Below are 23,598 nucleotides of genomic sequence, written 5' to 3' on the forward strand. Positions count from 1 at the left end.
ATTACGAGTGGCCGACGGTTCCTCTGAAGAGCGCTGCCTGGATGCCGACCGTCGATCGAAGCGATCGGGTTCAGGGCAACGGAGGCCAGAGCGCGGAGTCAGACGACTCGTCGGATCGGTCGGACCGTGGTTCATAGGGCCCTTGCGCTCTGCTCAATGCGGCGAGCACTTCGGATACGTGGATGCGGCTGACGCCGAGGCGTGAGGCGACATCGGCTGGGGTCACTAGGCGCGGCTGGACCTGGTCGTGCTCGCCAGTCGCCGGTCGGGTCGGCTCGCGCTTCGTGGCGATGTGGAAGTACCGGCTGAGCTCGCCCACGACGGTCGGGACGGCGAGGTCCAGGAAATCGCCGCCGGAACCCGGGTCGAAACGGTCGATCGCGTAGGCGAGGGCGATGACGCCGACTTCCAGCAGGTCGCCGGGGTCGGCGCCCCTGCCCGCATACTTGCGCACGGCGTGCTCGACTACCGGCGCATAGCCGGTGATCAGGCGTTCACGGCAGCGCCACCACTCGGGGTCGTCCTCGTCGAGCCGGGCAAGCTCGCCGAAGAGCGGACGAAGTCGGTCGAAATCATCGGGAGCACGATCGCGGTATTGATCGGTGTGCTTCGGCATAAAGGGTTCCCCGTCCGCACCGCCAGCGGCAATGAACCCCCGTTCCCGCCTGTTCCCGACACCGCCGCCGCGCGAGCGCGACAGGTGGTTCGAGAAGACGATTCGAGAGGGAGATGCCGTGACGGTGAACCGGAACGAATGAACCGGCTCCCTTGCGCCTGGATGTCCTCTGACGCGCTTCGTTTGCAGTGGTTGCTATGTGGACAACGATACGTGCGGGGCCACGGGTCCGCCACGTTCTCGAGCGTGAGCACCGCCTCGCACAGGCCCCTTCGGGCACCGGCGCCTTCGCATCTGACGTCGGTCGGCACGGACCCCGGCGGGTCGTGACGCGATCAGGCGAGGGCCGGCGGTGATGCCGGTCAGGGCAGGCGCAGGTAGACACGCACGACGGTGCTGAGAGGGCCGGTATAGGCGCGGACCAGATCGACCACGTGGTGGACCGCCGTCAGGCTCCGGTCCCGTGCCTCGTCGACCGTAGGGTGGCCGGCGAGCGGCGTGTCGAGGCGTCCGGCGCTCTCCACCTCGCAGACCAGGTGCTCGGCTTCGGTCCAGATCCGCATCATGCCGAAGCCCCAGCCGTACAGCACGCATTCGGTGGCCAGTTCCGTGACCGCGATCTGGAGGTCGACGAGTTGGTTCACGGTCAAGCCGGCCTGGCGGCCGTAGGCGGCGGCGAACCAGCGCGCGTTCTCGATCGTGCTGGTATCGAGCTGTCGCTCGATCGCGGTTCGTGGCCTGGGGTCGAGCGGCACGTTGTAGGCGGCGAAGATGCGGTCGGGGTCGTACTCCTCGCTGGTGCGGTGCCCGGTGCGGTCGACCAGGGTCGGATGCGTGGCCCGGGAGTCGGCGAGCGCCTGCGAGTCGAGCCCGGCGCAGTCGCAGGGGCAGAGAATGGCCGCGTCTCGGCCGGCGAAGGCGCGGTTGATGAGCGCTTCGTGCTGGGCGCAGGCGGGGTACTCGGTCGCACTCCGATCCGGCCAGGTCGGCTCCTCGACGATATGGACGCGACGGCCCGGATGCCGGTCGGCGAAGTCGCGCAGGATGCCGGAGATGATGCGTCCGGGGTTGGCCCCGGCTCGGGTCATGTCGACCATGAGGACGCGTTCGGCCGTGTCGTCCAAGGCGTCGCGCAGGAGCTGCAGGTTCGGCTCGGGCACGGCGACGGCGACCGGCTCCCCGGCGGCGAGCGCGGTTTCGATGAACGGGATCGTGCCTGCGAGGTACTCGCGTTCACCGGCGTAGTGCAGAGCGATGTGATCGAAGGGGTCCGCGCGGTTGGTGGTCATCGGGTCTCTCTTCGCGGTCGATGCACCTAAGGCCGGCACGGCCGGAGCCCGGCGCGCCGCGACCCGCGTGTGCGGCGCGTCTGTCAGGAGCGCGTCTGGTCAGCCGTTCCCACACAGGAGACCGCGAACCGCATTCCTGAGCTCGTTACCATGATGAGACGAACGCTCAGCAAGTGGGCGAGAGTCGGCTTCGCGCCCACTGTACCGACTTGGTTTCGGGACTGTGCGCCGCTGCTTCGAAACTGTGGCGCCGACCCCGATCGCCGCGATTCCCTGCCCACAAGGGTCGTCGAGGGGGCCACATTCCACGAACATCGTCCGACGAGTTCCCAGCGGCACTCCGCATCCGCAGCGTCGATTCTTGCGAAGATTGCCATTGCAGACCCATCCGAGAACGCGGCGGCTCCGAATCGGTGTGGAGAAGGCCGACTGACCGCCAGGAGTCCGATGATGTTCGACCAGGGCGCTGAAGCCCATCGCCGACAGGAGCCGACGCGGCTGTCCGTGGCGCCGGGCGCTGAGTCCGACACTGCCGACGCGCTGCTGCACCGTGCCGCGCTGGGAGAGGACGACGCCTTTGCGGCGCTGTACGACCTCGTGTCCGCTCGCGTCTACGGGCTGTGCCTGCGCGTCGTCCGCGATCCGGCGCAGGCCGAAGAGGTCGCCCAAGAGGTGTTCGTCGAGGTGTGGCGGACGGCCACCCGCTTCGATGAGCGGCGCGGCTCGGCCACCGCGTGGATTGCCACGATCGCCCACCGCCGGGCGGTCGACCGGGTCCGGTCGGCGCAGGCGGCCGGGGAGCGGGAGCGGCGCGCCGCCACCGAGACCGCCGTGCCCGAGTACGACCAGGTCGCCGAGGCCGCCGCCGGGCGCCTGGAGCACCGCCAGGTCCGCCGGTGCCTGAAGACCCTGACCGAGCTGCAGCGGCAGGCGATCACGCTCGCCTACTACGGCGGCCACACCTACCGGCAGGTCGCGACGCTGCTGGAGACCGCCGTCCCCACGGTCAAGTCCCGCATCCGCGACGGCCTGGTCAAACTGCGCGACTGCCTGGAGGTGGCCCGATGAGCGCCGACATCCACGCCCTGATCGGCGCCTGGGCCCTCGACGCGGTCAACGACCAGGAGCGCCGGCTGGTCGAGGCCCACCTGGGCGAGTGCGCCTCGTGCGCGCAGGAGGCGGCCGAGCTGCGCGAAGCGGTCGCGCGGCTGTCCGACGTGACGGTGGCGGAGCCGCCGGCGCGGCTGCGCGGGCGGGTGCTCGCCGAGGTGCGGCGCACCCGGCAAGCGGCACCGGCCACGACCGGGGCCGAGGCCGCGCCGCAGCAGGCGGCCCCCTCGCGCCCGCGCCGCACCCGCCGCACCTTCCATCTGCCGCGCCTGCGCCTCGCGCTCGGCGCGGCCGCGATCGCCGTGGCCGCCGCCTTCGCCGGCGTCGTCGCGACCTGGGCGATCATGCACCAGCAGCCCGGCCCCAGCGAGGCGGACCGGATCGCGGCGGTCCTCGAAGCCGCCGACGCCGAAGTCGCCCAAGAGCAGCCTGACGGCGGCGGGCAGGTCACCGTGATCTCCTCGGCGTCGCTGGACCAAGCGGTCGTGGTGATCGCCGACCTCGCCTCGCCTGGGGCAGACCGCTCCTACCAGGTCTGGATGGTCGACGAGGCCGGGCAGGTCTCGGCCGGCGTCATGGACGCCGGCGACTCCTCGGCCACCATGCTCATCGAGGGCGTCGGCGACACCGACCTCATCGGCGTCACCGAGGAACCGGCAGGAGGCTCCGACACGCCCACCCTGCCCTTGATCGCGGGCCTACCGCTCGACGCCTGATCGGCAGCGAGATGACGGGCCCGGCCGGTGGCCGGGCCCGTCGCCTTTGCGGTCGATCACGGAAAAAATCCGAGAATCTCCGCCTCCGCACCCATCCAGCGCGGCCACGGCCCCGAATCACGGGCATGAACGGCAAACTGATCGCGGCCCTCGGCGGCATCGCATGCGCCGGGGGAGCCCTGGCGGCGGCGCAGCTCGCGGCGATCGCCGTGGCCCCCGGCAGCGGACCGGTCGCGGCCGTCGGCGCGGCGGTGATCGACGCGACGCCCGAGCCGGTCAAAGCGTGGGCGATCCGCACCTTCGGATTCCACGACAAGCTCGTGCTCCTGGCCGGCATCGGGCTGGCCCTGGTCGCCGCCGCCGCCGCCGTGGGATTCCTCGCGCGCCGCCGGATCGCCGTCGGCTACGGGGCGCTGATGCTGCTCGGCGTCGCCGGCGCGGCCGCTGCGATCTCCAGGCCCGCCGCCTCCGCGGCGTGGGCACTGCCGCCCCTGGCCGGCGCCGCGTTCGGTGCGGCGCTGCTTTTCCTGCTCTACCGCCCCAGCCCCGCGACCGGCGCGGCCCCCGGACGCGCGGTCGACCGGCGCGGCGTCCTTCTCGCGCTGGCCGGGGCCGGTCTCGCCGGTGCGGCCGGATGGCGTTTCGGCGGCACCGGCGAGATCGAACAGGCCCGCCGGGGCCTGACCCTGCCCGAGGCCGACGACATCGGCCCCGCCGGGACCGGACTCGACCTCGACGGCCTCACTCCGTACCTGACACCGAACCCCGACTTCTACCGCGTCGACACCGCCCTGGTCCTGCCCCGGGTCCTGCCCGAGGACTACCGGTTGCGGATCGGCGGCCGCGTCGAACGCCCGCTCGAACTCACCTACGGCGACCTGCTCGACCGCGAACTGCTCGAACGCGAGATCACCCTCGCCTGCGTCTCCAACGAGGTCGGCGGCACCCTCGCCGGAAACGCGCGCTGGCTCGGCGTCAGCCTCGCCGACCTGCTCGCCGACGCCGGCCCCGAGCCCGGCGCCGACCAGGTCGTCTCCCGCTCGCACGACGGCTGGACCGCCGGGACCCCCACCAGTGCGTGCACCGGCGGGCGCGACGCGCTCATCGCCATCGGCATGAACGGCGAACCGCTGCCCCTCGAACACGGCTTCCCCGTCCGCATGATCGTCCCCGGCCTCTACGGGTACGTGTCCGCGACGAAATGGCTGGTCGAGCTCGAGCTCTCTTCGTTCGCCGACTTCGACCCCTACTGGGTCCGCCGCGACTGGGCCGCCCAGGCCCCGATCAAGACGTTCTCGCGCATCGACACGCCCAAGCCCCTCACGACCATCGCACCGGGGCGCACCACCGTCGCCGGGGTCGCGTGGGCGCAGCACCGCGGCATCGACCGCGTCGAGGTCCGCGTCGACGAAGGCCCTTGGGCCGACGCCGAACTCGCGCCCGTGATCGGCCCCGACACCTGGCGCCAATGGCAGTGGGCGTGGGACGCCAGGCCCGGGCGCCACAAGTTGGAGGTCCGCGCCACCGACGCCGAAGGCGACACCCAGACCCGGGAGCGGGCCACGCCCTTCCCCGACGGCGCGACCGGCTGGCACTCGGTCGTCGTGACCGCCGCGTAGACCACCCGAACGACCGCCGGGGACGACCGTCCCCGGCATCCGATAAGAGAGGCAAGACCATGAACACTCGATTCCTGACCCGCGCCGGAGCCCTGGCCGCGGCCGCCGGTATCGCGATCACCTTGTCCGCGTGCGGTTCCGACGAGGGCGGCGACGAGGCCGGCGAGGACACCACCTCGACCGAGGAGTCCATGCCCGAAGAGACCACCGGGGAGGAGATGCCGGTCTCGGGCGAGTTCGGCGCGGCGTGCTCGGCCGTCCCGGCCGACGGCGAGGGCTCCTTCACCGGTATGGCCGACGACCCGGTCGCCACCGCCGCGAGCAACAACCCGGTGCTGTCCACGCTCGTCACCGCCGTGAGCGAGGCCGACCTGGTCGACACCCTCAACTCAGCGGAGAACATCACGGTGTTCGCGCCGGTCAACGACGCATTCGCCGCGATCCCCGAGGCCGACCTGGAAGCGGTCATGGCCGACCAGGAGCAGCTGACCAGCATCCTGTCTTACCACGTGGTGGGGGAGCAGCTCGCCCCTGAAGACCTCGCCGGCGAGCACGCCACCCTCCAAGGCGGCACGCTCAACGTCGAAGGTTCGGGCGAGACCTTCACCGTCAACGGCGAAGCCGCCGTCGTCTGCGGCAACGTCCAGACCGCCAACGCCACCGTCTACATCGTCGACACCGTCCTCATGCCCGCATAGGACAGGCGCCTTCCCGCCGGGGCCGACCACGATCCGTCGTCGGCCCCGGCCACTGAGAAACCACGCGGGAAGGCCGGGACATCCGTCCGCGACGCCCCCAGCCGAAAGGCGTAAAAACCTGCTCAGCGGGTATATGTCGGTCCCCGCCAACGAAAAAGGAGTTCAAAATGTCCGCCCAACAGACGCGCGGCCGCGCACCGGTCCAAATGGTGACGATGGTCGTCTCGCTGGTGTTCGTCCTGGTCGGCTTGCTCGGGTTCGTCCCGGGCATCACCACCGATTTCGATTCGATGACCTTCGCCGGCCACCACTCCGATGCCCGGCTCCTGGGCGTCTTCGAGGTGTCGGTCCTCCACAACCTCGTCCACCTCCTGTTCGGCATCGTCGGGTTCTTGATGGTCCGCACCGTGAGCGGCGCCGTCACCTACCTGATCATCGGCGGCGCGATCTACTTCGTGCTGTGGCTGTACGGTCTCATCATCGACCTCGACTCGGCCGCGAACTTCGTCCCGGTCAACGACGCCGACAACTGGCTTCACCTGGCCCTGGCCATCGGCATGATTGGACTCGGGGCCCTTTTCGCACGCAAGAGGAGCGCCGCACACTGACCGGTCGGAACGGCGGGTTCCATGTCCACCTGGTCCGGCACTTTCAACGACCTCCGCTTCGACTACCGAGCGGCTGCCCAGCGGGCCTGCCGCAACCTCGCCGAATACCACGCCGAACACGGCGACCCCGCCCGCGCCGCCGAATACCGCGCCATGGTCACCGAGTCGACCGGGCCCTGACAACGTTAGATAAGCCAACCAGGCGCAATGGAACGCTCGCGGGCATTCAGCGCACGGCAGCGGGCCGCGACCTCAAGGTCGCGGCCCGCTCTACTGCTCCCGGCGTCTACTTGAGCCAAGGGTTTCGCTTGACGATGGGAAGGTCGCCCCAGGTCTTGCCGAGGCCGAGGGTGTCCTCAGCGCGGGTCATGGCGAGGCCGATGAGGAGGCCGGCGTAGATCAGGTGGTCGTCCATGAACGGGTTGTTCTCGGGCCACAGGGCGGCGGTCCACATGAGGACCAGCAGGAGGGCGCCCGCGGCGGCGGCGATCCGCATGCCGATGCCGAGGATCAGTGCGAGGCCAATCCCGAGCAGGCCGGCCATGAACAGCCAGTCGGCGGCGGCGTTGCCCGCCATGCCCTGGTAGAAGTCCGCGAACGGGCCTTTGGTGCCGAAAGTCAGGAAGCCTTCGGTCGGGCTGCCGCCCTCGATCCAGGCGGCCTTCTTCTCGGTGGCGAAGCCGAGACCGAAAGTCTTGTCGAGGAAGGCCCACAGGAAGACCCAGCCCAGGGCGATGCGCAGGCCCGCCCACACATAGTCGACAGCACGAGCAGCGGTGGCGGTAGTGGCGGTGGTTCGCTCGGTGGCGTTGACGGTGGCCATCGGAGTTCCTTTCGAGTCGGGGCACCGTATCCGGTGACAGTTCAATGAAACCGCAGTTCAAAGTGGTTCTGGAGAGGTCGGAAGGCGGGTCTTCAGGGGACGAAGGTCCTGCGCGGCAGCGGGAGCGGGCAAGGGAAAGGCGGCCGTCCCCTTGAGGGACGGCCGCCCGGGAGCGGCCGGCGCGACGGCCCGAAGGTCACTCCCGCACTGCGCCCGAGATGGTCCTGGTCAAGCCCTTGAGACCCAGGGACACCGCGTCCTGTGCGAGGCCTCCGTGGACTGGGTGGCCGGCCCGGAACTGTTGCGGCAGGTAGGTCCCGAGGGTCTTCTTGCCCAGGTGCCAGATCGGGGAGACGCCGATGCGATGTCCGCTGCCGGCCCGGGCGGCCGGTTCACCGGTGAGCGTGAGGGGCGTCTGTGCGAACACGGCGTCGTCGAGCATTTCCAGGACGTACAGGCCGACCGGGTCGAACCGCCGCGGGTCGGTGACGGCCGCGGGGTCGATCCGGGCGGCGATGTCGTCGGCGACCGCGTCGGCCTGCAGGAGCGAGAGGTAGCCGAGCTTGACTGGGAAGTCCCCGGCGTCGCCGGGGGCGTAGACGGCGTCGGTGCACCGCACCCGGCGGGTGTCGGGCTCGGTCAGCAGGAATCCGTTGCGGTCCTGCGGCAGGCCCTCGTAGTCGACTGAGGCGGCCTGGGGTGCGGTGGACACGAGCGCATCGAAGGTGTGCGCGGTGCCGTCGGCGAAGCGGGCGCGGTGCGGTTCGACGCGCTCGACCGCCGATCGCACGTGGCTGATGATGCCGCGTTCGGTGAACTCGGCCTCGATGACCGGGTGCAGGCCGGTTCCGAACGACTCCAGGTAGCGCTCTTCGGAGGTGGCGAAGGTCAGGCACACCCGGTCGCGGACTCGGGAGCGGCGCAGCCAGGTCTCGAGCATGAACGCGAGCTCGTAGACCGGGCCCGGGCACTGGCTGTCCGGCGGGACCAGGAACAGCACGTGCTGCGGTGAGCCGTCGACGGCCGCCTCCCGCACCCGCCGCAGTGTCCGGCCGAGTTCGCGCATCTGGTTCAGGGCGCCCACCAGGTGCGCGTGCTCGGCCAGGCCGGGCACGCGCTCGGGCCGCATCGCGGCGCCGGTGGCCAGGACCAGGTAGTCGTAGTCGAGGGTGCGGCCGTCGGCGAGCGCGAGACGCTTGGGGTCGGTCTCGACCCAGGCGACCGCGCCGCGTTCGACCGCGATGCCCTGCCGTTCGGCCGGGGCCGCGACTGGAATGGTGAGGTCGTCCTCGGCGCCGCCGAAGGGGACGTAGACGGTGGCGGGCCGGAACTCGAACTCATCGCGGTCGGCGACCAGTGTCAGGTCGACCCGGTCGCTCAGGCGCCGGCGGAGCGCGAACAGCGTCTCCATGCCGGCCAGACCGCCGCCGACGACGACCACGCGGGGCTTGGTGTCCATGGCATCCTCTCGAAGCTGTGCGTTCATGCCTCCATGCCATCACTTCGGACAGCGGCGGCACAGCGACCAAACGCCCTGGATCGGGGGACCTCCGTCCTTCGGAAGCAGGGGTTCAGGGTGCGGTCCTCCTCGGGCGCTCAGGGGACGCCGACGGGCCGCGACCATCGGTCGCGGCCCGTTCGTGCTCGGCCGGTGTTCAGCCGCGGACGAGCACGACCGGGCATGCGGCGTGTGTCACGCAGTGGAGGCTGACCGAGCCCAGCAGGGTTCCCGCCAGTGCGCCTCGGCCGCGGCTTCCGACTACGAGCAGGTCCGCCGTCTTGGACCGCTCGACCAGGATCTTGGGCGCATACCCTTGGCGGGTCACCGCTTCGACCGGTGCGTCGGTCCGGCCGCCGAGGACTTCGGTGATGGACCCCTGTAGCGAGCGCTTGGCGGTGTCCTCGAAGGACTCGCCCGGCAGGTCGGGGACCGGGGTGCCGTAAATGTTGGGGATCTGCCACACGTGCAGTGCCTCGACTACGGCACCGAGGCGGTCGGCGTGGTCGATCGCCCAGCGCAGAGCGTCCAAAGACGTCGGCGAGCCGTCGATCGCCACGACGATGCGTTCTGGTTCCTGTTCGGTCATCGGTTCCTCTCCTCTTGTGACTCTTGCGCCTTGGCAGGCGTTGCTCCAGCTCGCGATCGGACGGTTCAGTGGGTCGCCGGTACTGCGGCGGTGCCCGGGCGAGCGGGTTCCGCTCTTCCGGTGTCTCGGGGTCCTGGTTCGTCGAGCGCCACGGGGTGGAGGCCGATGCCGCCGCGTTCGAACGCGTTCAGGTTGGCGATGGTCGTGGCGGCGATCGCTTGGATGGCCTCGGCGGTGAAGAACGCCTGGTGGCCGGTGATGAGCACGTTCGGGAAGGCGTTGAGCCGGTCGAACGCGTCGTCGCCGATGACCTGGTCGGACAGGTCCTCGAAGAACAGGTCGGCCTCCTCTTCGTATACGTCGAGGCCGAGGTGGCCGATGCGACCGGATTTGAGCCCCTCGATCACCGCGGCCGTGTCCACCAGCGCCCCTCGGCTGGTGTTCACCAGCATCACGCCAGGGCGCATGAGCGCGATCCGCTCATGGTCGATCAGGTGGTGCGTCTGGGGCGTGAGCGGGCAGTGGAGCGACACGATGTCCGAGGACGCCAGCAGGTCTTCGAGCGGCACGTACTCGGCGCCGGCCGCGCGGGCCGCCTCGCTCGGGTACGGGTCGTAGGCGAGGACCCGGCACCCGAATCCGGCCATGATGCGGACGAAGCAGATGCCGATCTTTCCAGTCCCGACCACGCCGACCGTGCGGCCGTGCAGGTCGAACCCGAGCAGGCCCGTCAGCGCGAAATTGTGCTCCCGTACCCGGTTGTAGGCCCGGTGCGTCTTGCGGTTGAGGGCCAGAACCAGGGCCGCGCAGTGTTCGGCGACGGCGTACGGCGAGTAGTCCGGCACCCGCGCGACCGCGATTCCCAGCTCGGCCGCCGCCCGCAGGTCGACGTGGTTGAATCCGGCCGAGCGCAGCGCCGCGAACCGCACGCTTCGCTCGGCCAGGACCGCGAGGGTCTCGGCACGGAGGTCGTCGTTGACGAACGCGCACACCGCCTCGCAGCCCTCGGCGAGTGCGGCGGTGTCGCGGTTCAGGCGCGACTCGAGGAACACCAGTTCGTGCGTGCCGTCTCGGGCGGCGTCGCTCAGCGACGTCCTGTCATATGGTTTGGTGCTGAATACGGCCACTCGCACGGCGGCCTCCCTTCGTGCGGACGCGGAGAACGCAGCGGCGGACAGTGTCGTGGCGCATGCGCATCGGTGTCACTCGGCGCCGCGGAAGACCAGCACCGGGCAGTGAGCGTGGGTGACGCAGTACTGGCTGACCGAGCCGATGACCGCGCCGACGAACCCGCCGTGGCCGCGGGAGCCGACCACGAGCATCTGCGCCTGCTCCGCCTCCTTCAGCAGGACCTTCGCGGGGTGGCCTTCCTTCACCCGCCGCTCCACTGGCACTTCCGGGAAATCCGCCGCGGCCTCGTCCACGATCTCCTTGAGACTGCGCCGGGCCTCCTCGGCGAACTCGGTCGCCGGGAGCACCATCGCGAGGGAGCCGTAGTTCATCGGGATCTCCCACGCCTGGACCGCCGTCACCGGCAGGTCCGTCGCTTCGGCGTGGCGCAGCGCCCATGCCAGTGCCTGCTTCGACGAGTTCGACCCGTCGACGCCGACGACGATCCCGTGCTCCTGCTTGCGGTTCGACATGACCCGCTCCTTTCTCTCCGGGTCCAGTCTCGCCGGTGCGGCGGTGCCGGATCAGGGCCGAAAGTCCCAGTTTCACCGGGCATTGGTCATCAGCAGGACGCGGGTTTCAGCGGCCGATGGTCAGGCGCAGTCCGGTCACCTCGTGCGGACGGATGGCGATGACCATGTCGTGCGGGCGGTCGATCCATGATTGGACCTGCTTGCCCATCTGCGCGGCGCGGGGGTGGTCGGAGACGTCGGTCGCGGTGCCGGCGACCAGAACGCTCCAGCCGGTGTGGCTGTGGGCCTCGATCTCGTCGGACTGGTAGGCCACCGGCAGCCCCGGCCGCGCCCGGACGGCTTCGGCGAATGCGGAAGCGTGCCAGGTGTACACGATGATCTCGCCGTCGACCACGACGTGGTTCAACGGTCTGATCACCGGCAGATCGTCGACGACGAACGCGACCCGCCCGAACTCGGCATGGATCAGGTACCCCATCGCCACCTTGGGCTCCAGCTTGACCGGTTCTCGCTCGTACTCCACATTCGCCTCCGCACGCCATGCCGCGGGCCGTCTCGTCCGGCCGCGGCTCGATCCCTACCGGGGAGCGCGCAACGCTCCCGGCCCCTCTGGCTCGACCGTAACAGCGTTGTCGGCCTCAAGGAGATGACTGCGGGCACCTGGCGGCGGGACCTTCGGCTCTGACCCGGCCGCGCCCCTGCGAGAAGACTCGAGCACAAGAGAGAGAGGAACAGCCATGACCGACATCAACCACTCCGAGGGCCGCCTCGTCGTCGGCGTCGACGGATCGGCCTCGTCGAATCGGGCGCTCGCATGGGCGCTCGCCTACGCGGAGGAGCTGCATCTCGAGGTCACCGCGGTGCACGCTTGGCAGTATCCGTACGCATACGGGTCGGGAGCGACGGTCCCGGCTGCCGGCGACGTCGCCGCCGCGGCACGGCGCGTTCTCGACGACGCCGTGAGCAAGGCCGCCGCCGAGCACCCCTCCGTGCGGGTGAATCGGCATCTCGCTGAGGGCCACCCGGCACGGGTGCTGATCGAGCAGTCCGAGGACGCCCACATGCTCATCGTCGGCAGCCGCGGCCACGGCGCGTTCGTGGGCGCGCTCATCGGCTCGGTCAGCCAGTACTGCGTCAGCCACGCCCGCTGCCCGGTCCTGGTCGTCCGCGAAGCCGACTGACGGACGAGGTCGTGTCCCCCGCACGATCCGGTCGCGAAAGAGGCAGCCACTCAGCAGTGGCTGCCTCCTTCGTGTTCCGGCCTCATCGTTGCTGCGGTGCGCTTCCTTCTACCCGCACGCGCAGCCGCTTCTCCAGGGCCACCACGAGGCTGGTTGCCGCGGCGATGGCGAGGATGCGCAGCCAGGTGCCCGCGCCGATCGGGGAGGTGTCGAACACCGCGTTCATGGCCGGCGTGTAGGTCATGGCGAGCTGCCCGGCCGCCTGGACGGCGAGCCCGAGGATGATCCACGGGTTGGTGAACATGCCGATCCGCCACGCCGACCTGGTCAGGGAGCGGCAGCTGAACAGGTAGAACGCCTGGACGGTGACGAAGACGTTCACAGCAGCGGTGCGGGCCTGCGCGACGTCGGCACCGTTCGCCAGCTCCCAGTTGAACAGCCACCACGCTCCGGCCACGAGCAGGACCGAGACCAGCGCGGTCCGGAACATCAGTGTCCCGGTGAACAGGGGCTGCCCTGGGCGCCGCGGGGGACGGGTCATGATCCCCGGTTCCTTCGGTTCGAAGGCGAGCATCAGGCCCAGTGCGACGGCGGTCGTCATGTTGATCCACAGGATCTGGCTCGGCAGGATCGGCAGGGCGGCTCCGAAGAGGATCGCCGCGAGGATCACCAGGCCCTCGCCGAGGTTCGTCGGCAGCGTCCAGGTGATGAACTTGGTCAGGTTGTCGAAGACCCCGCGGCCTTCTTCGACGGCGGCTTCGATCGTCGCGAAGTCGTCGTCGGTCAGGACCATGTCGGCGGCCTCTTTGGCGACGTCGGTGCCGCTCGCGCCCATGGCGACGCCGATGCCGGCCTGCCGGAGTGCCGGGGCGTCGTTGACGCCGTCGCCGGTCATGGCGACCACGTGACCGCGCTCTTGGAGCGCGGCGACCAGGCGCAGTTTCTGCTCGGGGGAGACGCGCGCGAACACGCCGGTCCGGTGCGCGGCCTCGGCCATGTCGGCGTCCGGCAGGGCGGCGAGCTCGGCGCCGGTCAGGACGGCCTCGTCGCCGGTGCCGATCAGCCCCACCTCGCGGGCGATAGCGGTGGCGGTGGCCGCGTGGTCGCCGGTGATCATCTTGACCGAGATGCCGGCGGTCCGGCAGGCCGCGACCGCGGCTGCCGCCGCTTCCCGAGGCGGGTCGAGCATGGCCTGGAGTCCGGTGAAGACGAGTCCCTCGGCGAGCGCGCCCTCGTCGAGATCCTCGATGCCGTCTGCTGAAGCGTCCGCCGGGCGAACGGCGGTAGCGAGTACCCGGAGCCCTCGGTCGGCCAGTTCCGCAGCGGCGCTGGCGGCGGCGAGGCGGTTCAGCGGTCGAGTCGTCCCGTCCGCGCCCATCTCCAGCTCGCAGAGGTCCAGCAGCCGTTCGACGGCGCCTTTCGCCAGGACGAGAGGGCGGCCGTCGGCGGCGTGGCGGTGGGAGGTGGCCATGAACAGGCGCTCCGAGCTGAAAGGGAGTGCGGCGACTCGTAGCCATCGCGCGCGTGCGGCGGCCGCGTCAAGGCCCGCCTTCGCGGCTGCCACCAGCATCGCCCCTTCAGTGGGGTCGCCTACCACGCTCCACTTCCCGCCGTGGTCGACGAGGCTCGCGTCGCTGCAGACGGCGCCGGCCAGCAGCGTCCAGTGCAATGCCCGGTCGCGGTCGGTCCCCGCCGCGGCGCCTGAGTCGTCGCGCACCGTGCCCTCCGGTTCGTAGCCGCGGCCGCTGACCTCGTATCGGGCGACGGGGGTCCAGACGGCTTGCACGGTCATCTGGTTCTCGGTGAGCGTGCCGGTCTTGTCGGTGCAGATCACCGTGGTGCTGCCGAGCGTCTCGACCGTCGGCAGGCGCCGGATCACCGCGCGGCGCCGCGCCATCCGGCCCACGCCGATGGCCAGGGTGACTGTCACCGCGGCGGGAAGCCCTTCGGGGATCGCCCCTACGGCCAGAGCGATCGCCGCGGTGAACATCGCGACTGCGTCGTGGCCGCGGAGCAGCCCGACCGCGAACGTGACGGCGGCCAGCGCCAGGATGCCGACAGTCAGCATCCGGCTGAACCCGGCGAGCTTCGCCGTCAGCGGCGTCGCCAGCGTCTCGGCGGCCCCGATGAGCCGGTGGATCTCGCCCAATTCGGTGGCGGCGCCGGTCGCGCAGACGACGCCGGTTCCGGTCCCTGCCGTGACGAGGGTGCCGGAGTAGGCCATGTTGCGCCGGTCGGCCACCGGGACCATCGCCGGCAGCGGGTCGACGTGCTTGTCCACCGGTTCGGACTCCCCGGTCAGCGCGGACTCGTCGACCTGCAGTCCGGTCGAGTGCGTCAGGCGCAGGTCGGCGGGGACCTTGTCGCCCGCCTCGAGCTTGACGAGGTCGCCGGGGACGAGGTCCTCGGAGGGCACGGTCCGCTCGCGTCCGCCGCGGACGACCCTGGCGCTGGTGCGGACCATCGATCGCAGGCCGGCGAGCTCGGCTTCGGCCTTGGACTCCTGGACGAGGCCGATGGCGGCGTTGATCACCACGACGCCGAGGATCACTGAGGAGTCGACGTACTCGCCGAGGACGGCGGTGATCGCGCCCGCGGCGAGCAGGACGTAGATCAGCGGGTTGTGGACTTGCCGCAGGATGCGCACCGCGAGGCTGGTGCGCGGGGCGACCGGCAGGCTGTTGGGTCCGGTCCGGGCCAGCAGCGCGGCAGCGCCTTCCGGGGACAGGCCGGATGCCGGGTCGGTCGAGAGGAGCAGGAGCACTTCGTCGGCGGACAGCTCATGGAATTCCGGGGGCGCACTCGTATCGATCGCGGTCGTCATGTCGCCAGCTTGACCCGCCGGGGCCCGGCTCGGCACGGGACGATGGTCCCGAGCGCGGCCGCGTTCGTCCCTCAACGGCATCCTTCATCCAATGTGGACTGCAATGAGTACCTTGAGCCCCTGGAGATCGCGGAGGCGGAGCACGAACGGGTCCCGGTCGGGCGAACGGCTTGCCGGGGGGCGTCGAAGGCGACAGCGAAAGGGGCGGACCGTCCGGTCCGCCCCTTTCGCTCGTCGCCCTACAGTTCCAGCGGCCGACCGGGTCGCCAGTCGGCGACGGCCGGGTGGTCGACACCGAACGCCCGGGTGTGCTCGCGGCAGGCGCGGCGCGCGTCGGACATCTCCTGGCGCAGGCCCGCGGCGTTCTGGCCGAGCCCGGGGACCCGGTCGATCACGTCGATGACGAGGGTGAACCGGTCGAGGTCGTTGAGCATGACCATGTCGAACGGCGTGGTGGTCGTGCCCTCCTCCTTGTAGCCGCGGACGTGGAGGTGCTCGTGCCCGGCCCGGCGGTAGGTGAGCCGGTGGATCAGCCACGGGTAGCCGTGGAACGCGAAGATCACCGGCTTGTCGGTGGTGAACAGCGCGTCGTACTGCCGGTCGGGCAGGCCGTGCGGGTGCTCGGTGTCCGGCTGGAGCCGCATCAGGTCCACCACGTTCACGACCCGGACCTTCAGGTGCGGAAGGTGGCGGCGCAGCAGGTCGGCGGCGGCCACGGTCTCGAGGGTGGGGACGTCACCGGCGCAGGCGAGGACCACGTCCGGCTCCCGTCCGCGGTCGGTGGAGGCCCACTCCCAGATGCCCAGCCCCCGTTCGCAGTGGCGAACCGCCTCGTCCATGGAGAGCCAGTTCGGGGCGGGCTGCTTCCCGGCCACGACCACGTTCACGTACTGGCGCGACCGCAAGCAGTGGTCCATCGTGGACAGAAGCGTGTTGGCGTCCGGCGGCAGGTAGACCCGGACGACCTCGGCCTTCTTGTTGACGACGTGGTCGATGAACCCGGGGTCCTGGTGCGAGAAGCCGTTGTGGTCCTGGCGCCACACGTGGCTCGACAGCAGGTAGTTGAGCGAGGCGATCGGGCGGCGCCACGGGATGCCGTTGGTGGTCTTGAGCCACTTGGCGTGCTGGTTGAACATGGAGTCGACCAGGTGGATGAACGCCTCGTAGCTGGTGAACAGGCCGTGGCGGCCGGTCAGCAGGTAGCCCTCGAGCCAGCCCTGGCACAGGTGCTCCGAGAGCACCTCCATCACGCGGCCGTCGGGCCCGAGGTGGTCGTCGCCGGGTTCGATGCGGGCGCCCCAGGCGCGGTCGGTGACCTCGAAGGCGGCGCCGAGCCGGTTGGAGGCGACCTCGTCGGGGCCGAAGAGGCGGAACCGGTCGGGGTTGGCGGCGATGACGTCCCGCACCCACTCGCCCAGGACCCGGGTGGCCTCGGCGTCCGTACCGCCGGGGCGGTCCACCGCCACGCCGTACCGGCGGAAGTCCGGCAGCACCAGGTCGCGAAGGAGGAGCCCGCCGTTGGCGTGCGGGCTGGCGCTCATGCGCTTCTCACCGCGGGGCGCCTGGACGCGCAGCTCGGCGGCTGGGGCGCCGGTCGCGTCGAACAGCTCCTCGGGGTGGTAGGACCGCAGCCAGTCCTCCAGGGCCGCGAGCTGGCTCGGGTCGTCCCGGACCGCGCCCAGCGGCACCTGGTGCGAGCGCCAGGTGCCCTCGACCGGCTTGCCGTCGAGTTCGCGCGGGCCGGTCCAGCCCTTCGGGGTGCGCAGCACGATCATGGGCCAGCGCGGCCGTTCCACCGTACCGCCGGAGCGGGCCTCGTGCTGGATCGCGCTGATGCGGTCGAAAACGGTGTCGAGCGTCGCCGCCAAGGTCCGGTGAATCGTCGCGGGGTCGTCGCCCTCCACGAGGTGCGGCTCGTAGCCGAAGCCATGCATCATCGAGAGGAGGTCCTCGCGCGGGATGCGGTCGAGGACGGTCGGATTCGCGATCTTGTAGCCGTTGAGGTTCAGGATCGGCAGGACCGCGCCGTCGCGGGCCGGGTTGAGGAAGACGTTCGAGAGCCAGGAGGCGGCCAGCGGCCCGGTCTCGGCTTCGCCATCGCCGATCACGCACGCGATTGTGAGGTCGGGGTTGTCGAACGCGGCGCCGTAGGCGTGCATGAGCGCGTATCCGAGCTCGCCGCCTTCGTGGATGGAGCCGGGCACTTCGGGGGCGGCGTGGGAGGGGACGCCGCCGGGGAAGGAGAACTGGCGGAACAACCGCGCCATGCCGGCCTCGTCGCGGCTGACGGACGGGTGGTGCTCGGAGTACGTGCCCTCGAGCCAGGTGTTGGCGAGCATGGCCGGGCCGCCGTGGCCGGGCCCGGCCATGTAGACCATGTCGAGCCCCTTCTCGGTGATGCACCGGTTGAGGTGCGCGTAGACCAGGTTGAGCGCCGGGCTGGTGCCCCAGTGGCCGAGCAGGCGCGGTTTGACGTGCTCGGGTCGCAGGGGTTCGCGCAGCAGCGGGTTGTCGAGCAGGTAGATCTGCCCGACGGTGAGGTAGTTCGCGGCCCGCCAGTAGGCGTCGATCTGGCGCAGGCGCGCTTCGGTGAGCGGTGCAGGAAGCGTCTTGTCCATCGGAAGCTCCGTCGGTGAAGTGGTCGTTCGGTGCGCTTCCAGCCTCGCCGCCGTGGCCGCCGCGCGGCAGGGACCGAAGTCCTCACTGCGGGGGCCGAAAGGCGTGCATCGCTTGTGCTCCCGGCAGAAGTCGATACGATTCAGGCATGGACCCCACGCCGCCGCACTCCCGTGGTAAACCGCACCTGCGGAAACTGCCGATCGACGACCTGCTTGGCGAGTTGTCGTCCCGGATCGGCGAGATCGTGCTCGGCCGTGAGCGGCTGCGGGCGCTCCTGGACGCGGTGATCAGCATCGGATCCGACCTCGAACTCGCCGCGATCCTTGACCGGATCGTCGCCGCCGCGTGCACGCTCGTCGACGCGCGGTACGGGGCGCTCGGGGTCCTGGACGACTCGGGCGGCTTGGCCGACTTCCGCACCCACGGCCTCACCGCCGAGGAGATCGCCGCACTCGGCGACCCGCCCGCCGGCCGCGGCATCCTCGGCCACATCATCGACGTGCCCGAACCGCTGCGGCTCGAAGACCTCTCGCAGCACCCCGCGTCAGTCGGCTTCCCGCCCGGTCACCCTCCGATGCGGACGTTCCTCGGCGTGCCGGTCAAAGTGGGGGATAAGGCTTGGGGAAATCTGTATCTGACCGACAAGCGCGGCGGCGGGCAGTTCACCGACGACGACGAGGACATCATCAAAGCGCTCGCCGCGGCGGCCGGGGTCGCGATCGACAACGCCCGGCTGTACGGGCAGCTCGCCGACTCCCAGGCGGAGCGGGAGCGCCTGGTCGTCTTCCGCGACCGCGACCGGATCGGCCGCGACCTCCACGACCTGGTCATCCAGCGGCTCTTCGCGACCGGCCTGCAACTGCAGTCGATCGTGCACATGGTGGACGAGCCGGTGGCCGCCGAGCGGGTGCACGCGGCCGTGGACGAGATCGACGGCGCCATCTCGGACCTGCGCGCGGCCATTTACAGCCTCCACACCGACGCCGACCAGGCGTTCTCGCAGACGGTCCGGGGCCTGGTGGGAGTGGTGCGCCATCATCTCGGGTTCGCCCCGGACGTCGAGTTCTCCGGCCCCGTCGACGAGGGCGTGCCCGAGCTGGTGCGGCTCGAAGTGCTCGCGATGCTGCGCGAGGCGCTGTCCAACGCCGCCCGCCACGCGAAGGCACGGCACGTGACCGTCGCGATCGCGGTCGAAGCGGGCGCACTGCGGATGCGGGTGGCCGACGACGGGCGCGGCATCCCGCCGCAGACACCGCGCCGTGGACTGGCGAACCTCGCCTCCCGGGCCGCCGCGCTCGGCGGCGAGTTCTCGATCCACCCGGTCGAGCCGTCCGGGACCGAGCTGCGCTGGTCGATTCCGCTGGACCAGTCCGGCCGCGCTGCGCAGACGCCGTGAACGGCGGCGGGCAGGTGAACCCCAACCGTCAGCCGAACAGCCGCGACGCCAGCACTGCGGCCTGCGTGCGCCGCTCGAGGCCCAGCTTGCCGAGCACCCGGGTCACGTAGTTCTTCACGGTCTTCTCGGCCAAATGCATCCGCTCGGCGATCTGCCGGTTGGTCAACCCCTCGCCGATGAGCTCCAGGATGCGCTGCTCCTGCTCGGAGAGCAGGTCCAGCTCCGGGGCCGTGGGCGGGCCCGTGCGCAGCCGCTCCAGCACCGCACCGGTCATCCTCGCGTCCAGCAGCGACCCGCCGGCCGCGAGCTTGCGCACGCCTTCGACGAGGTCGTTGCCGCGTACCTGCTTGAGCAGGAATCCGGACGCGCCCGCCTCGATCGCGGCGAACAGCGTCGCATCGTCCTCGTACGAGGTCAGGATCACCACGGCGATGTCCGGGTCGGTCTCCTTGATCCGGCGGCACACCTCGACGCCGCTGCCGTCGGGCAACTGCGCGTCCAGCACCGCCACGTCAGGTCGGGACGCGGGGAAACGCCGGACGGCCTCCGCCACGTCCGCGGCCTCCCCGACCACCTCGATGTCGCCGTCGCGCTCCAGCAGCTCGCACAGCCCCCGCCTGACCACCTCGTGGTCGTCCAGCAAGAACACCCTGATCTTCTCAGTCTCCATGGCTCAAGTATCAGCGATGCGAGCCCGTAGAACACCCCCCTGAGGTCCGCCCCGCCAGGGACCTAAGGCCCTTCGGAGTCCAGGCACCGAGATTCTCACGCCGCTGCATGTCGGCCCCGAAGCGGCGGTGCCGGCCGCGGTCCGGTGCTCGGCTCGGGGCGGATCGCCCGCTCCGACCAGCGACGAGCCGGAACTGCTCATCCGGCCGACCTCGCCCGCCGACGCAACCGACCCCGACGGACGCGCCTTCTCCGTCCACGCTGATGCTGCCGCACCGGCGGCTCTGCCCGCCATTCCGTCCCTGGTGACACTCCCCGAGCCGTCGATTCGGGCATCGTTGCGGTACGTGTCCGACCGTCGCGAAGGTGAACATTCGACAGCCCCGCACCCGGAACGTTGCTACGGTCGAACCAACGGAGCGAACGCTGTTCGCTGAGTTCCATGGTTTGGCACCGGTCTCGGCCGCGGTGACCGCAGCCGCACCGCAGCGGCGTTTCCGAATCGTGTCGAAGGGGAAGCAGTGGAGAACGAGCGAGTTCCCGTCGAACTCGACCCGACGCTCGCGCTCAGCCTGCTCGGGCACGCCGAGTTCGGGCGCATCGCTTTCGTCGCCGACGGCGTCCCCACCATCCGACCCCTGAACCACGTCGTCCTCGATGGCCGGATCATCGTTTTCACGAGGCACACCTCGGCGCTCGGGCGAGCAGTACGGCACCATGCAGAGCTGCAAGTCGCCTATCAGGCCGACGAGATCGAACCGCACAGCCGACTCGGTTGGAGCGTGCTGGTCACGGGCATCGCGGTCGACATCTCGCACGACCGCCACGGCGGGCAACTCGGACTGCAGGTCGAGTCCTGGATGAAATACCCCCTCGACATGGTCATCGCCATCGACCCGCAGGAAGTGACGGGTCGTCGCCTCACGGTCGCGAACTGACCCCGAGAATCTCGCTGCACGACGACACCGCTTGAACGCCTCGTCCGAATCGCTCACACCCGGTCGTGGACGACGACCACTGGGCAGGACGCGTGACGAACGCAGTGCTGACTCACCGATCCCAGCAGCGCCCCGGCGAAGCCGCCCAGGCCCCGATTGCCGAGAACCAGCAGATCCGCGTTCCGGGCCGCGTCCAGCAATACCTGGACGGGGTGCCCCTCGACCGCATGCTGCTCGACCACCACGCCAGGCCAGGCGGCGGCAGCGGGCTCCACCGCGGATCGCAGCGAATTCCGAGCCTCCGCATCCCACTGCGCCCCGGGCATCAGCATCACGCCGGTTCCGTACTTTCTGGGAACCTCCCACGCCTGTACCGCCACGACCTTCGCTGCGGTGGCCGATGCCTGCCGCAGCGCCCACCGAAGCGCCCGCCGCGAGGACGACGAACCGTCGACGCCCACCACCACGACACCGCTCTGCGCAGGATCAGGATCTGACATGGCCACCTCCTCCCTTCGGACTCTAGCCCGAGGCGGAGCGCCCCGCCGCGGAGCGCAGAAGAGAGACGAGGCAGGTCGGTCCCGAAGAACGGTGCAGGAGCGGCACTGTCACACGGTCCGTGCCCGGCGCGCGTGGACGACTCCCGAGACACTGCGCAAGGGCGGGCCGACGCGCTGCACCGTCTCGGGTACGGGCACCGTCCTCAAGGGCCTACGGGCCCTCAGGTCGGGGACTTCAGGCTCTGTCCTGTCCAGGTCGCGTCGGTGAGACTGGAACCGAGGGAAGGGGTTGGACATGTCGGATCGAGAGCGTACGGGCGGCAGGATCGGCATCGGCGTCGACGGCTCCGCCTCCTCGCGCCGGGCCCTCCAATGGGCCGTGCGGCAGGCCGAACTCGAGGGTGCAGACGTGGTCGCAGTGCATGCATGGCAGATGCCCGTCACCTACGGGGCCGGCGCGATGCTCAGCCGCCAGAGGCATTCGCCAAAGACGCGAGGCGGGAACTCGACGACGTTCTCGCAGCACTCGGTCCCGAAGGGCCGGCGGTGCGCGTCGAGCGCGTCGTCTCCGAGGGCAAACCGGCGAGGGGGCTGATCAACCAGTCAAAGGACGCCGACCTGCTGGTGGTCGGCAACCGGGGACATGGCGGGATCGTGGGGGCGCTCATCGGCTCGGTGAGCACCTCCTGCGTCCACCACGCGCACTGCGCAGTGGTCGTGATCCTGGCGACGAGTGAAGGCCGGGATCCAAAGCGGGGCGGCGGCTGCCGCCCCGCTTCCTCCGCGGGGAGGCCGTCGGGGTCAGGCGGCACCGCCGTCGCCGACCTCCGCGAACTTGCATGTTCAAGTGCCCTGGCTCCCGATCCGACGGCACGATTGAGAAAGGGAAGGGGGCGTCGATGAATGCGTCCGACACGCGGAAGCCGGCGGAACGCGTCGTGGTGGGGGTCGACGGCTCGCCGTCGTCGCTCTCGGCGCTGCGGTGGGCGGTGCGCCATGCGGCCGCGACCGGGGCCGAGGTCGAGGCCGTGTACGCCTGGGAGTATCCAGTGGCGTTCGGGGAGCCGTTGGCGCTGCTGCCAGGCGAGAATCTCGCCGCGGCCGCCGGGACGGCGTTCGCCTCCGTCATAGAGAAGGCCGCTACAGGGAGCCCGAGGGTCGAGGTGCGGCACCGGGTCGAGCTCGGCAACCCCGTCACGGTGCTGCTGGCCCGAGCCGAGCGCGCGGACCTGCTGGTAGTCGGATGGCGGGGCTACGGTGGTTTCGACAAAGCGCTGCTGGGCTCAGTCAGCCAGCACTGCATCCGACACGCTTCCTGCCCGGTCGTCGTCGTACGCGGCGAACAGTGACGTGCGTCCGAGTGCATCGCTAGGCGCCCTCCACGAACAACGGGCCGCGTCCCTTCGGTGGACGCGGCCCTCCAGCGGACGGAGCTACTTGAGCCAGCGGAAGCGCCGGACGATCACTTCCCGCGGCGGCGGTAACGTGCACACCGCGTCCGGGCGGCAGGCCGCCACCACTCGCGCCACGGCCCGGGAGCCCTCGATCAGCTCGCGCATGTTCCACTCCCTTCTCTGGTTCGGGCGCCTACCGGCGCGCCGCCTGGGCGCGCACTGTGCGGAAGCCCCGCAGGGGCGCTCGCTCGTGCCGCCGCCGCTGGGCGGCCACCAGTTCGTACGCCGCGGCCGCGGCGCGGACGTTGGCCTCGCCGAGGTCGCCCTCGAACCGGCGGCGGATCGCGGCGGTGATCGACTCCAGGGCCAGGACATCGGCAAGGGCGGCGAAGGCGCCGAGCAGTGCGGTGTTGGGCAGCGGCCGTCCCAGGTGCTCGCGGGCGATCTGGGTCGCGTTCACCGACGCGACGCGCGCGCGGGCCAGGCCGGCGAGGCGGTCGCCGATTCCGAGCTCTGCGAGCGGGAGCGCCGAGTTCACGAGCAGGAACCCGCCGGCGGGCATGCCGGCGAACACGTCGGGAAGGAACCGCAATGTGGCGTCCTGGATGATGAGCGCATCCGGTCGGGCCACCGGTTCCCGGCCGCGCATCGCGCGGTCGGCGATGCGGCAGTAGGCGACGACGGGCGCGCCGGTCCGTTCGGAGCCGAAGGTCGGAACGGCCTGGGCGAACTTCCCTTCGATGAACGCCGCTTGGGAGAGCATCTCGGCGGCGGTGACGACCCCTTGGCCGCCTCGGCCGTGGAATCTGATGGCGAACATGGCGTGCCCCTTCGGATGTGTCTGATCCGAGTCAACCGCGCCTGCGAC

23 protein-coding genes and 2 pseudogenes are annotated in these 23,598 nt (G+C 70.6%); 11 read left to right on the plus strand and 14 right to left on the minus strand.

The features are described 5' to 3' along the window. Positions 1-70: 70 nt before the first annotated feature. Positions 71-616, minus strand: a complete 546-nt coding sequence (locus GFD30_RS11410) for a sigma factor (protein WP_153025330.1) — start codon at positions 614-616, stop codon at positions 71-73. A 362-nt stretch (positions 617-978) separates the two neighbouring features. Continuing rightward, the gene (locus GFD30_RS11415) at positions 979-1,905 is read right to left on the minus strand and encodes a sensor histidine kinase (protein WP_153025331.1); all 927 of its coding nucleotides are present in this window, start codon (positions 1,903-1,905) and stop codon (positions 979-981) included. Positions 1,906-2,355: 450 nt separating this feature from the next. Between GFD30_RS11415 and sigK the strand changes: the two genes are divergently transcribed. The 6 genes from sigK to GFD30_RS11445 all read left to right on the plus strand — a co-directional run bounded on the left by sigK (position 2,356) and on the right by GFD30_RS11445 (position 6,836). After that, positions 2,356-2,973, plus strand: coding sequence for an ECF RNA polymerase sigma factor SigK (gene sigK / locus GFD30_RS11420; protein ID WP_407649022.1), 618 nt, complete (start codon positions 2,356-2,358; stop codon positions 2,971-2,973). Continuing rightward, positions 2,970-3,731: an anti-sigma factor gene (locus GFD30_RS11425; protein ID WP_153025333.1), complete on the plus strand. Its 762-nt coding sequence runs from the start codon at positions 2,970-2,972 to the stop codon at positions 3,729-3,731. The genes sigK and GFD30_RS11425 overlap by 4 nt, the downstream gene beginning before the upstream one ends. Before the next feature lie 125 nt (positions 3,732-3,856). Beyond that, the gene (locus GFD30_RS11430; RefSeq protein WP_153025334.1) at positions 3,857-5,350 is read left to right on the plus strand and encodes a molybdopterin-dependent oxidoreductase; all 1,494 of its coding nucleotides are present in this window, start codon (positions 3,857-3,859) and stop codon (positions 5,348-5,350) included. Positions 5,351-5,409: 59 nt separating this feature from the next. After that, positions 5,410-6,048: a fasciclin domain-containing protein gene (locus tag GFD30_RS11435; protein WP_153025335.1), complete on the plus strand. Its 639-nt coding sequence runs from the start codon at positions 5,410-5,412 to the stop codon at positions 6,046-6,048. Between the two features lie 167 nt (positions 6,049-6,215). Further along, positions 6,216-6,656, plus strand: coding sequence for a DUF4383 domain-containing protein (locus GFD30_RS11440; RefSeq protein WP_153025336.1), 441 nt, complete (start codon positions 6,216-6,218; stop codon positions 6,654-6,656). Positions 6,657-6,677: 21 nt separating this feature from the next. Beyond that, positions 6,678-6,836: a hypothetical protein gene (locus GFD30_RS11445; RefSeq protein WP_153025337.1), complete on the plus strand. Its 159-nt coding sequence runs from the start codon at positions 6,678-6,680 to the stop codon at positions 6,834-6,836. 106 nt (positions 6,837-6,942) lie between these two features. Here GFD30_RS11445 and GFD30_RS11450 read toward each other — a convergent pair whose 3' ends face one another. The 6 genes and pseudogenes from GFD30_RS11450 to GFD30_RS11475 form a co-directional block, all read right to left on the minus strand. Continuing rightward, positions 6,943-7,479: a DoxX family membrane protein gene (locus GFD30_RS11450; RefSeq protein ID WP_153025338.1), complete on the minus strand. Its 537-nt coding sequence runs from the start codon at positions 7,477-7,479 to the stop codon at positions 6,943-6,945. A 196-nt stretch (positions 7,480-7,675) separates the two neighbouring features. Then, positions 7,676-8,938 carry an NAD(P)/FAD-dependent oxidoreductase gene (locus tag GFD30_RS11455; RefSeq protein ID WP_194201933.1) on the minus strand — a complete coding sequence of 421 codons (1,263 nt, stop codon included), beginning with the start codon at positions 8,936-8,938 and terminating at the stop codon, positions 7,676-7,678. Positions 8,939-9,134: 196 nt separating this feature from the next. After that, positions 9,135-9,566 (minus strand): universal stress protein, encoded by a 432-nt coding sequence (locus tag GFD30_RS11460; RefSeq protein ID WP_153025340.1) that lies wholly within the window; start codon positions 9,564-9,566, stop codon positions 9,135-9,137. Positions 9,567-9,715: 149 nt separating this feature from the next. Next, positions 9,716-10,699: pseudogene (locus tag GFD30_RS11465) on the minus strand (2-hydroxyacid dehydrogenase); the annotation flags it as partial. A 69-nt stretch (positions 10,700-10,768) separates the two neighbouring features. Next, positions 10,769-11,209 carry a universal stress protein gene (locus GFD30_RS11470; protein WP_153025342.1) on the minus strand — a complete coding sequence of 147 codons (441 nt, stop codon included), beginning with the start codon at positions 11,207-11,209 and terminating at the stop codon, positions 10,769-10,771. A 106-nt stretch (positions 11,210-11,315) separates the two neighbouring features. Next, positions 11,316-11,732 carry a pyridoxamine 5'-phosphate oxidase family protein gene (locus GFD30_RS11475; RefSeq protein ID WP_153025343.1) on the minus strand — a complete coding sequence of 139 codons (417 nt, stop codon included), beginning with the start codon at positions 11,730-11,732 and terminating at the stop codon, positions 11,316-11,318. Positions 11,733-11,946: 214 nt separating this feature from the next. On the opposite strand from GFD30_RS11475, the gene GFD30_RS11480 reads away from it, so the two are divergent. Next, positions 11,947-12,390 (plus strand): universal stress protein, encoded by a 444-nt coding sequence (locus tag GFD30_RS11480; RefSeq protein ID WP_153025344.1) that lies wholly within the window; start codon positions 11,947-11,949, stop codon positions 12,388-12,390. An 82-nt stretch (positions 12,391-12,472) separates the two neighbouring features. Here the strand turns inward: GFD30_RS11480 and GFD30_RS11485 are convergent, their stop codons facing one another. Both GFD30_RS11485 and GFD30_RS11490 read right to left on the minus strand, forming a co-directional pair. Further along, complete coding sequence (locus GFD30_RS11485; RefSeq protein ID WP_153025345.1) at positions 12,473-15,214, minus strand: cation-transporting P-type ATPase; 2,742 nt, start codon at positions 15,212-15,214, stop codon at positions 12,473-12,475. 239 nt (positions 15,215-15,453) lie between these two features. Continuing rightward, positions 15,454-17,832: a phosphoketolase family protein gene (locus GFD30_RS11490; RefSeq protein ID WP_153025346.1), complete on the minus strand. Its 2,379-nt coding sequence runs from the start codon at positions 17,830-17,832 to the stop codon at positions 15,454-15,456. A 146-nt stretch (positions 17,833-17,978) separates the two neighbouring features. Here GFD30_RS11490 and GFD30_RS11495 point away from each other — a divergent pair, with 146 nt between their 5' ends. Further along, the gene (locus GFD30_RS11495; protein ID WP_153025347.1) at positions 17,979-19,229 is read left to right on the plus strand and encodes a GAF domain-containing sensor histidine kinase; all 1,251 of its coding nucleotides are present in this window, start codon (positions 17,979-17,981) and stop codon (positions 19,227-19,229) included. 28 nt (positions 19,230-19,257) lie between these two features. Here the strand turns inward: GFD30_RS11495 and GFD30_RS11500 are convergent, their stop codons facing one another. Beyond that, positions 19,258-19,899, minus strand: coding sequence for a response regulator (locus GFD30_RS11500; RefSeq protein WP_153025348.1), 642 nt, complete (start codon positions 19,897-19,899; stop codon positions 19,258-19,260). A gap of 520 nt (positions 19,900-20,419) precedes the next feature. Here GFD30_RS11500 and GFD30_RS11505 point away from each other — a divergent pair. Further along, positions 20,420-20,836 carry a pyridoxamine 5'-phosphate oxidase family protein gene (locus tag GFD30_RS11505; RefSeq protein ID WP_153025349.1) on the plus strand — a complete coding sequence of 139 codons (417 nt, stop codon included), beginning with the start codon at positions 20,420-20,422 and terminating at the stop codon, positions 20,834-20,836. Positions 20,837-20,889: 53 nt separating this feature from the next. On the opposite strand, the gene GFD30_RS11510 is transcribed toward GFD30_RS11505, so the two are convergent. After that, the gene (locus GFD30_RS11510) at positions 20,890-21,336 is read right to left on the minus strand and encodes a universal stress protein (RefSeq protein ID WP_153025350.1); all 447 of its coding nucleotides are present in this window, start codon (positions 21,334-21,336) and stop codon (positions 20,890-20,892) included. 295 nt (positions 21,337-21,631) lie between these two features. Between GFD30_RS11510 and GFD30_RS28240 the strand changes: the two are divergent. Further along, positions 21,632-22,239: pseudogene (locus tag GFD30_RS28240) on the plus strand (universal stress protein). Next, a complete protein-coding gene (locus GFD30_RS11520; RefSeq protein ID WP_153025351.1) occupies positions 22,236-22,685 on the plus strand; it encodes a universal stress protein in 450 nt (149 codons plus the stop codon). The pseudogene GFD30_RS28240 and the gene GFD30_RS11520 overlap by 4 nt, the downstream one beginning before the upstream one ends. An 84-nt stretch (positions 22,686-22,769) precedes the next feature. Here GFD30_RS11520 and GFD30_RS27545 read toward each other — a convergent pair whose 3' ends face one another. Together GFD30_RS27545 and GFD30_RS11525 are read right to left on the minus strand one after the other, a co-directional pair. Further along, positions 22,770-22,895, minus strand: coding sequence for a hypothetical protein (locus GFD30_RS27545; protein WP_265575416.1), 126 nt, complete (start codon positions 22,893-22,895; stop codon positions 22,770-22,772). Between the two features lie 28 nt (positions 22,896-22,923). Next, complete coding sequence (locus GFD30_RS11525; protein WP_153025352.1) at positions 22,924-23,550, minus strand: 2-oxoacid:acceptor oxidoreductase family protein; 627 nt, start codon at positions 23,548-23,550, stop codon at positions 22,924-22,926. Positions 23,551-23,598: the final 48 nt, after the last annotated feature.

The sequence above is a fragment of the Glycomyces albidus genome, assembly GCF_009451885.1.
Taxonomy (GTDB): domain Bacteria; phylum Actinomycetota; class Actinomycetes; order Mycobacteriales; family Micromonosporaceae; genus Glycomyces; species Glycomyces albidus.

Excerpts from the sequence above, each read along its gene's own strand:
- GFD30_RS11410 (WP_153025330.1), bottom strand. The coding sequence starts at position 616 with ATGCCGAAGCACACCGATCAATACCGCGATCGTGCTCCCGATGATTTC.
- GFD30_RS11415 (WP_153025331.1), bottom strand. The coding sequence starts at position 1,905 with ATGACCACCAACCGCGCGGACCCCTTCGATCACATCGCTCTGCACTAC.
- sigK (WP_407649022.1), top strand. The coding sequence starts at position 2,356 with ATGTTCGACCAGGGCGCTGAAGCCCATCGCCGACAGGAGCCGACGCGG.
- GFD30_RS11425 (WP_153025333.1), top strand. The coding sequence starts at position 2,970 with ATGAGCGCCGACATCCACGCCCTGATCGGCGCCTGGGCCCTCGACGCG.
- GFD30_RS11430 (WP_153025334.1), top strand. The coding sequence starts at position 3,857 with ATGAACGGCAAACTGATCGCGGCCCTCGGCGGCATCGCATGCGCCGGG.
- GFD30_RS11435 (WP_153025335.1), top strand. The coding sequence starts at position 5,410 with ATGAACACTCGATTCCTGACCCGCGCCGGAGCCCTGGCCGCGGCCGCC.
- GFD30_RS11440 (WP_153025336.1), top strand. The coding sequence starts at position 6,216 with ATGTCCGCCCAACAGACGCGCGGCCGCGCACCGGTCCAAATGGTGACG.
- GFD30_RS11445 (WP_153025337.1), top strand. The coding sequence starts at position 6,678 with ATGTCCACCTGGTCCGGCACTTTCAACGACCTCCGCTTCGACTACCGA.
- GFD30_RS11450 (WP_153025338.1), bottom strand. The coding sequence starts at position 7,479 with ATGGCCACCGTCAACGCCACCGAGCGAACCACCGCCACTACCGCCACC.
- GFD30_RS11455 (WP_194201933.1), bottom strand. The coding sequence starts at position 8,938 with ATGGACACCAAGCCCCGCGTGGTCGTCGTCGGCGGCGGTCTGGCCGGC.
- GFD30_RS11460 (WP_153025340.1), bottom strand. The coding sequence starts at position 9,566 with ATGACCGAACAGGAACCAGAACGCATCGTCGTGGCGATCGACGGCTCG.
- GFD30_RS11470 (WP_153025342.1), bottom strand. The coding sequence starts at position 11,209 with ATGTCGAACCGCAAGCAGGAGCACGGGATCGTCGTCGGCGTCGACGGG.
- GFD30_RS11480 (WP_153025344.1), top strand. The coding sequence starts at position 11,947 with ATGACCGACATCAACCACTCCGAGGGCCGCCTCGTCGTCGGCGTCGAC.
- GFD30_RS11485 (WP_153025345.1), bottom strand. The coding sequence starts at position 15,214 with ATGACGACCGCGATCGATACGAGTGCGCCCCCGGAATTCCATGAGCTG.
- GFD30_RS11490 (WP_153025346.1), bottom strand. The coding sequence starts at position 17,832 with ATGGACAAGACGCTTCCTGCACCGCTCACCGAAGCGCGCCTGCGCCAG.
- GFD30_RS11495 (WP_153025347.1), top strand. The coding sequence starts at position 17,979 with ATGGACCCCACGCCGCCGCACTCCCGTGGTAAACCGCACCTGCGGAAA.
- GFD30_RS11500 (WP_153025348.1), bottom strand. The coding sequence starts at position 19,899 with ATGGAGACTGAGAAGATCAGGGTGTTCTTGCTGGACGACCACGAGGTG.
- GFD30_RS11510 (WP_153025350.1), bottom strand. The coding sequence starts at position 21,336 with ATGTCAGATCCTGATCCTGCGCAGAGCGGTGTCGTGGTGGTGGGCGTC.
- GFD30_RS11520 (WP_153025351.1), top strand. The coding sequence starts at position 22,236 with ATGAATGCGTCCGACACGCGGAAGCCGGCGGAACGCGTCGTGGTGGGG.
- GFD30_RS27545 (WP_265575416.1), bottom strand. The coding sequence starts at position 22,895 with ATGCGCGAGCTGATCGAGGGCTCCCGGGCCGTGGCGCGAGTGGTGGCG.
- GFD30_RS11525 (WP_153025352.1), bottom strand. The coding sequence starts at position 23,550 with ATGTTCGCCATCAGATTCCACGGCCGAGGCGGCCAAGGGGTCGTCACC.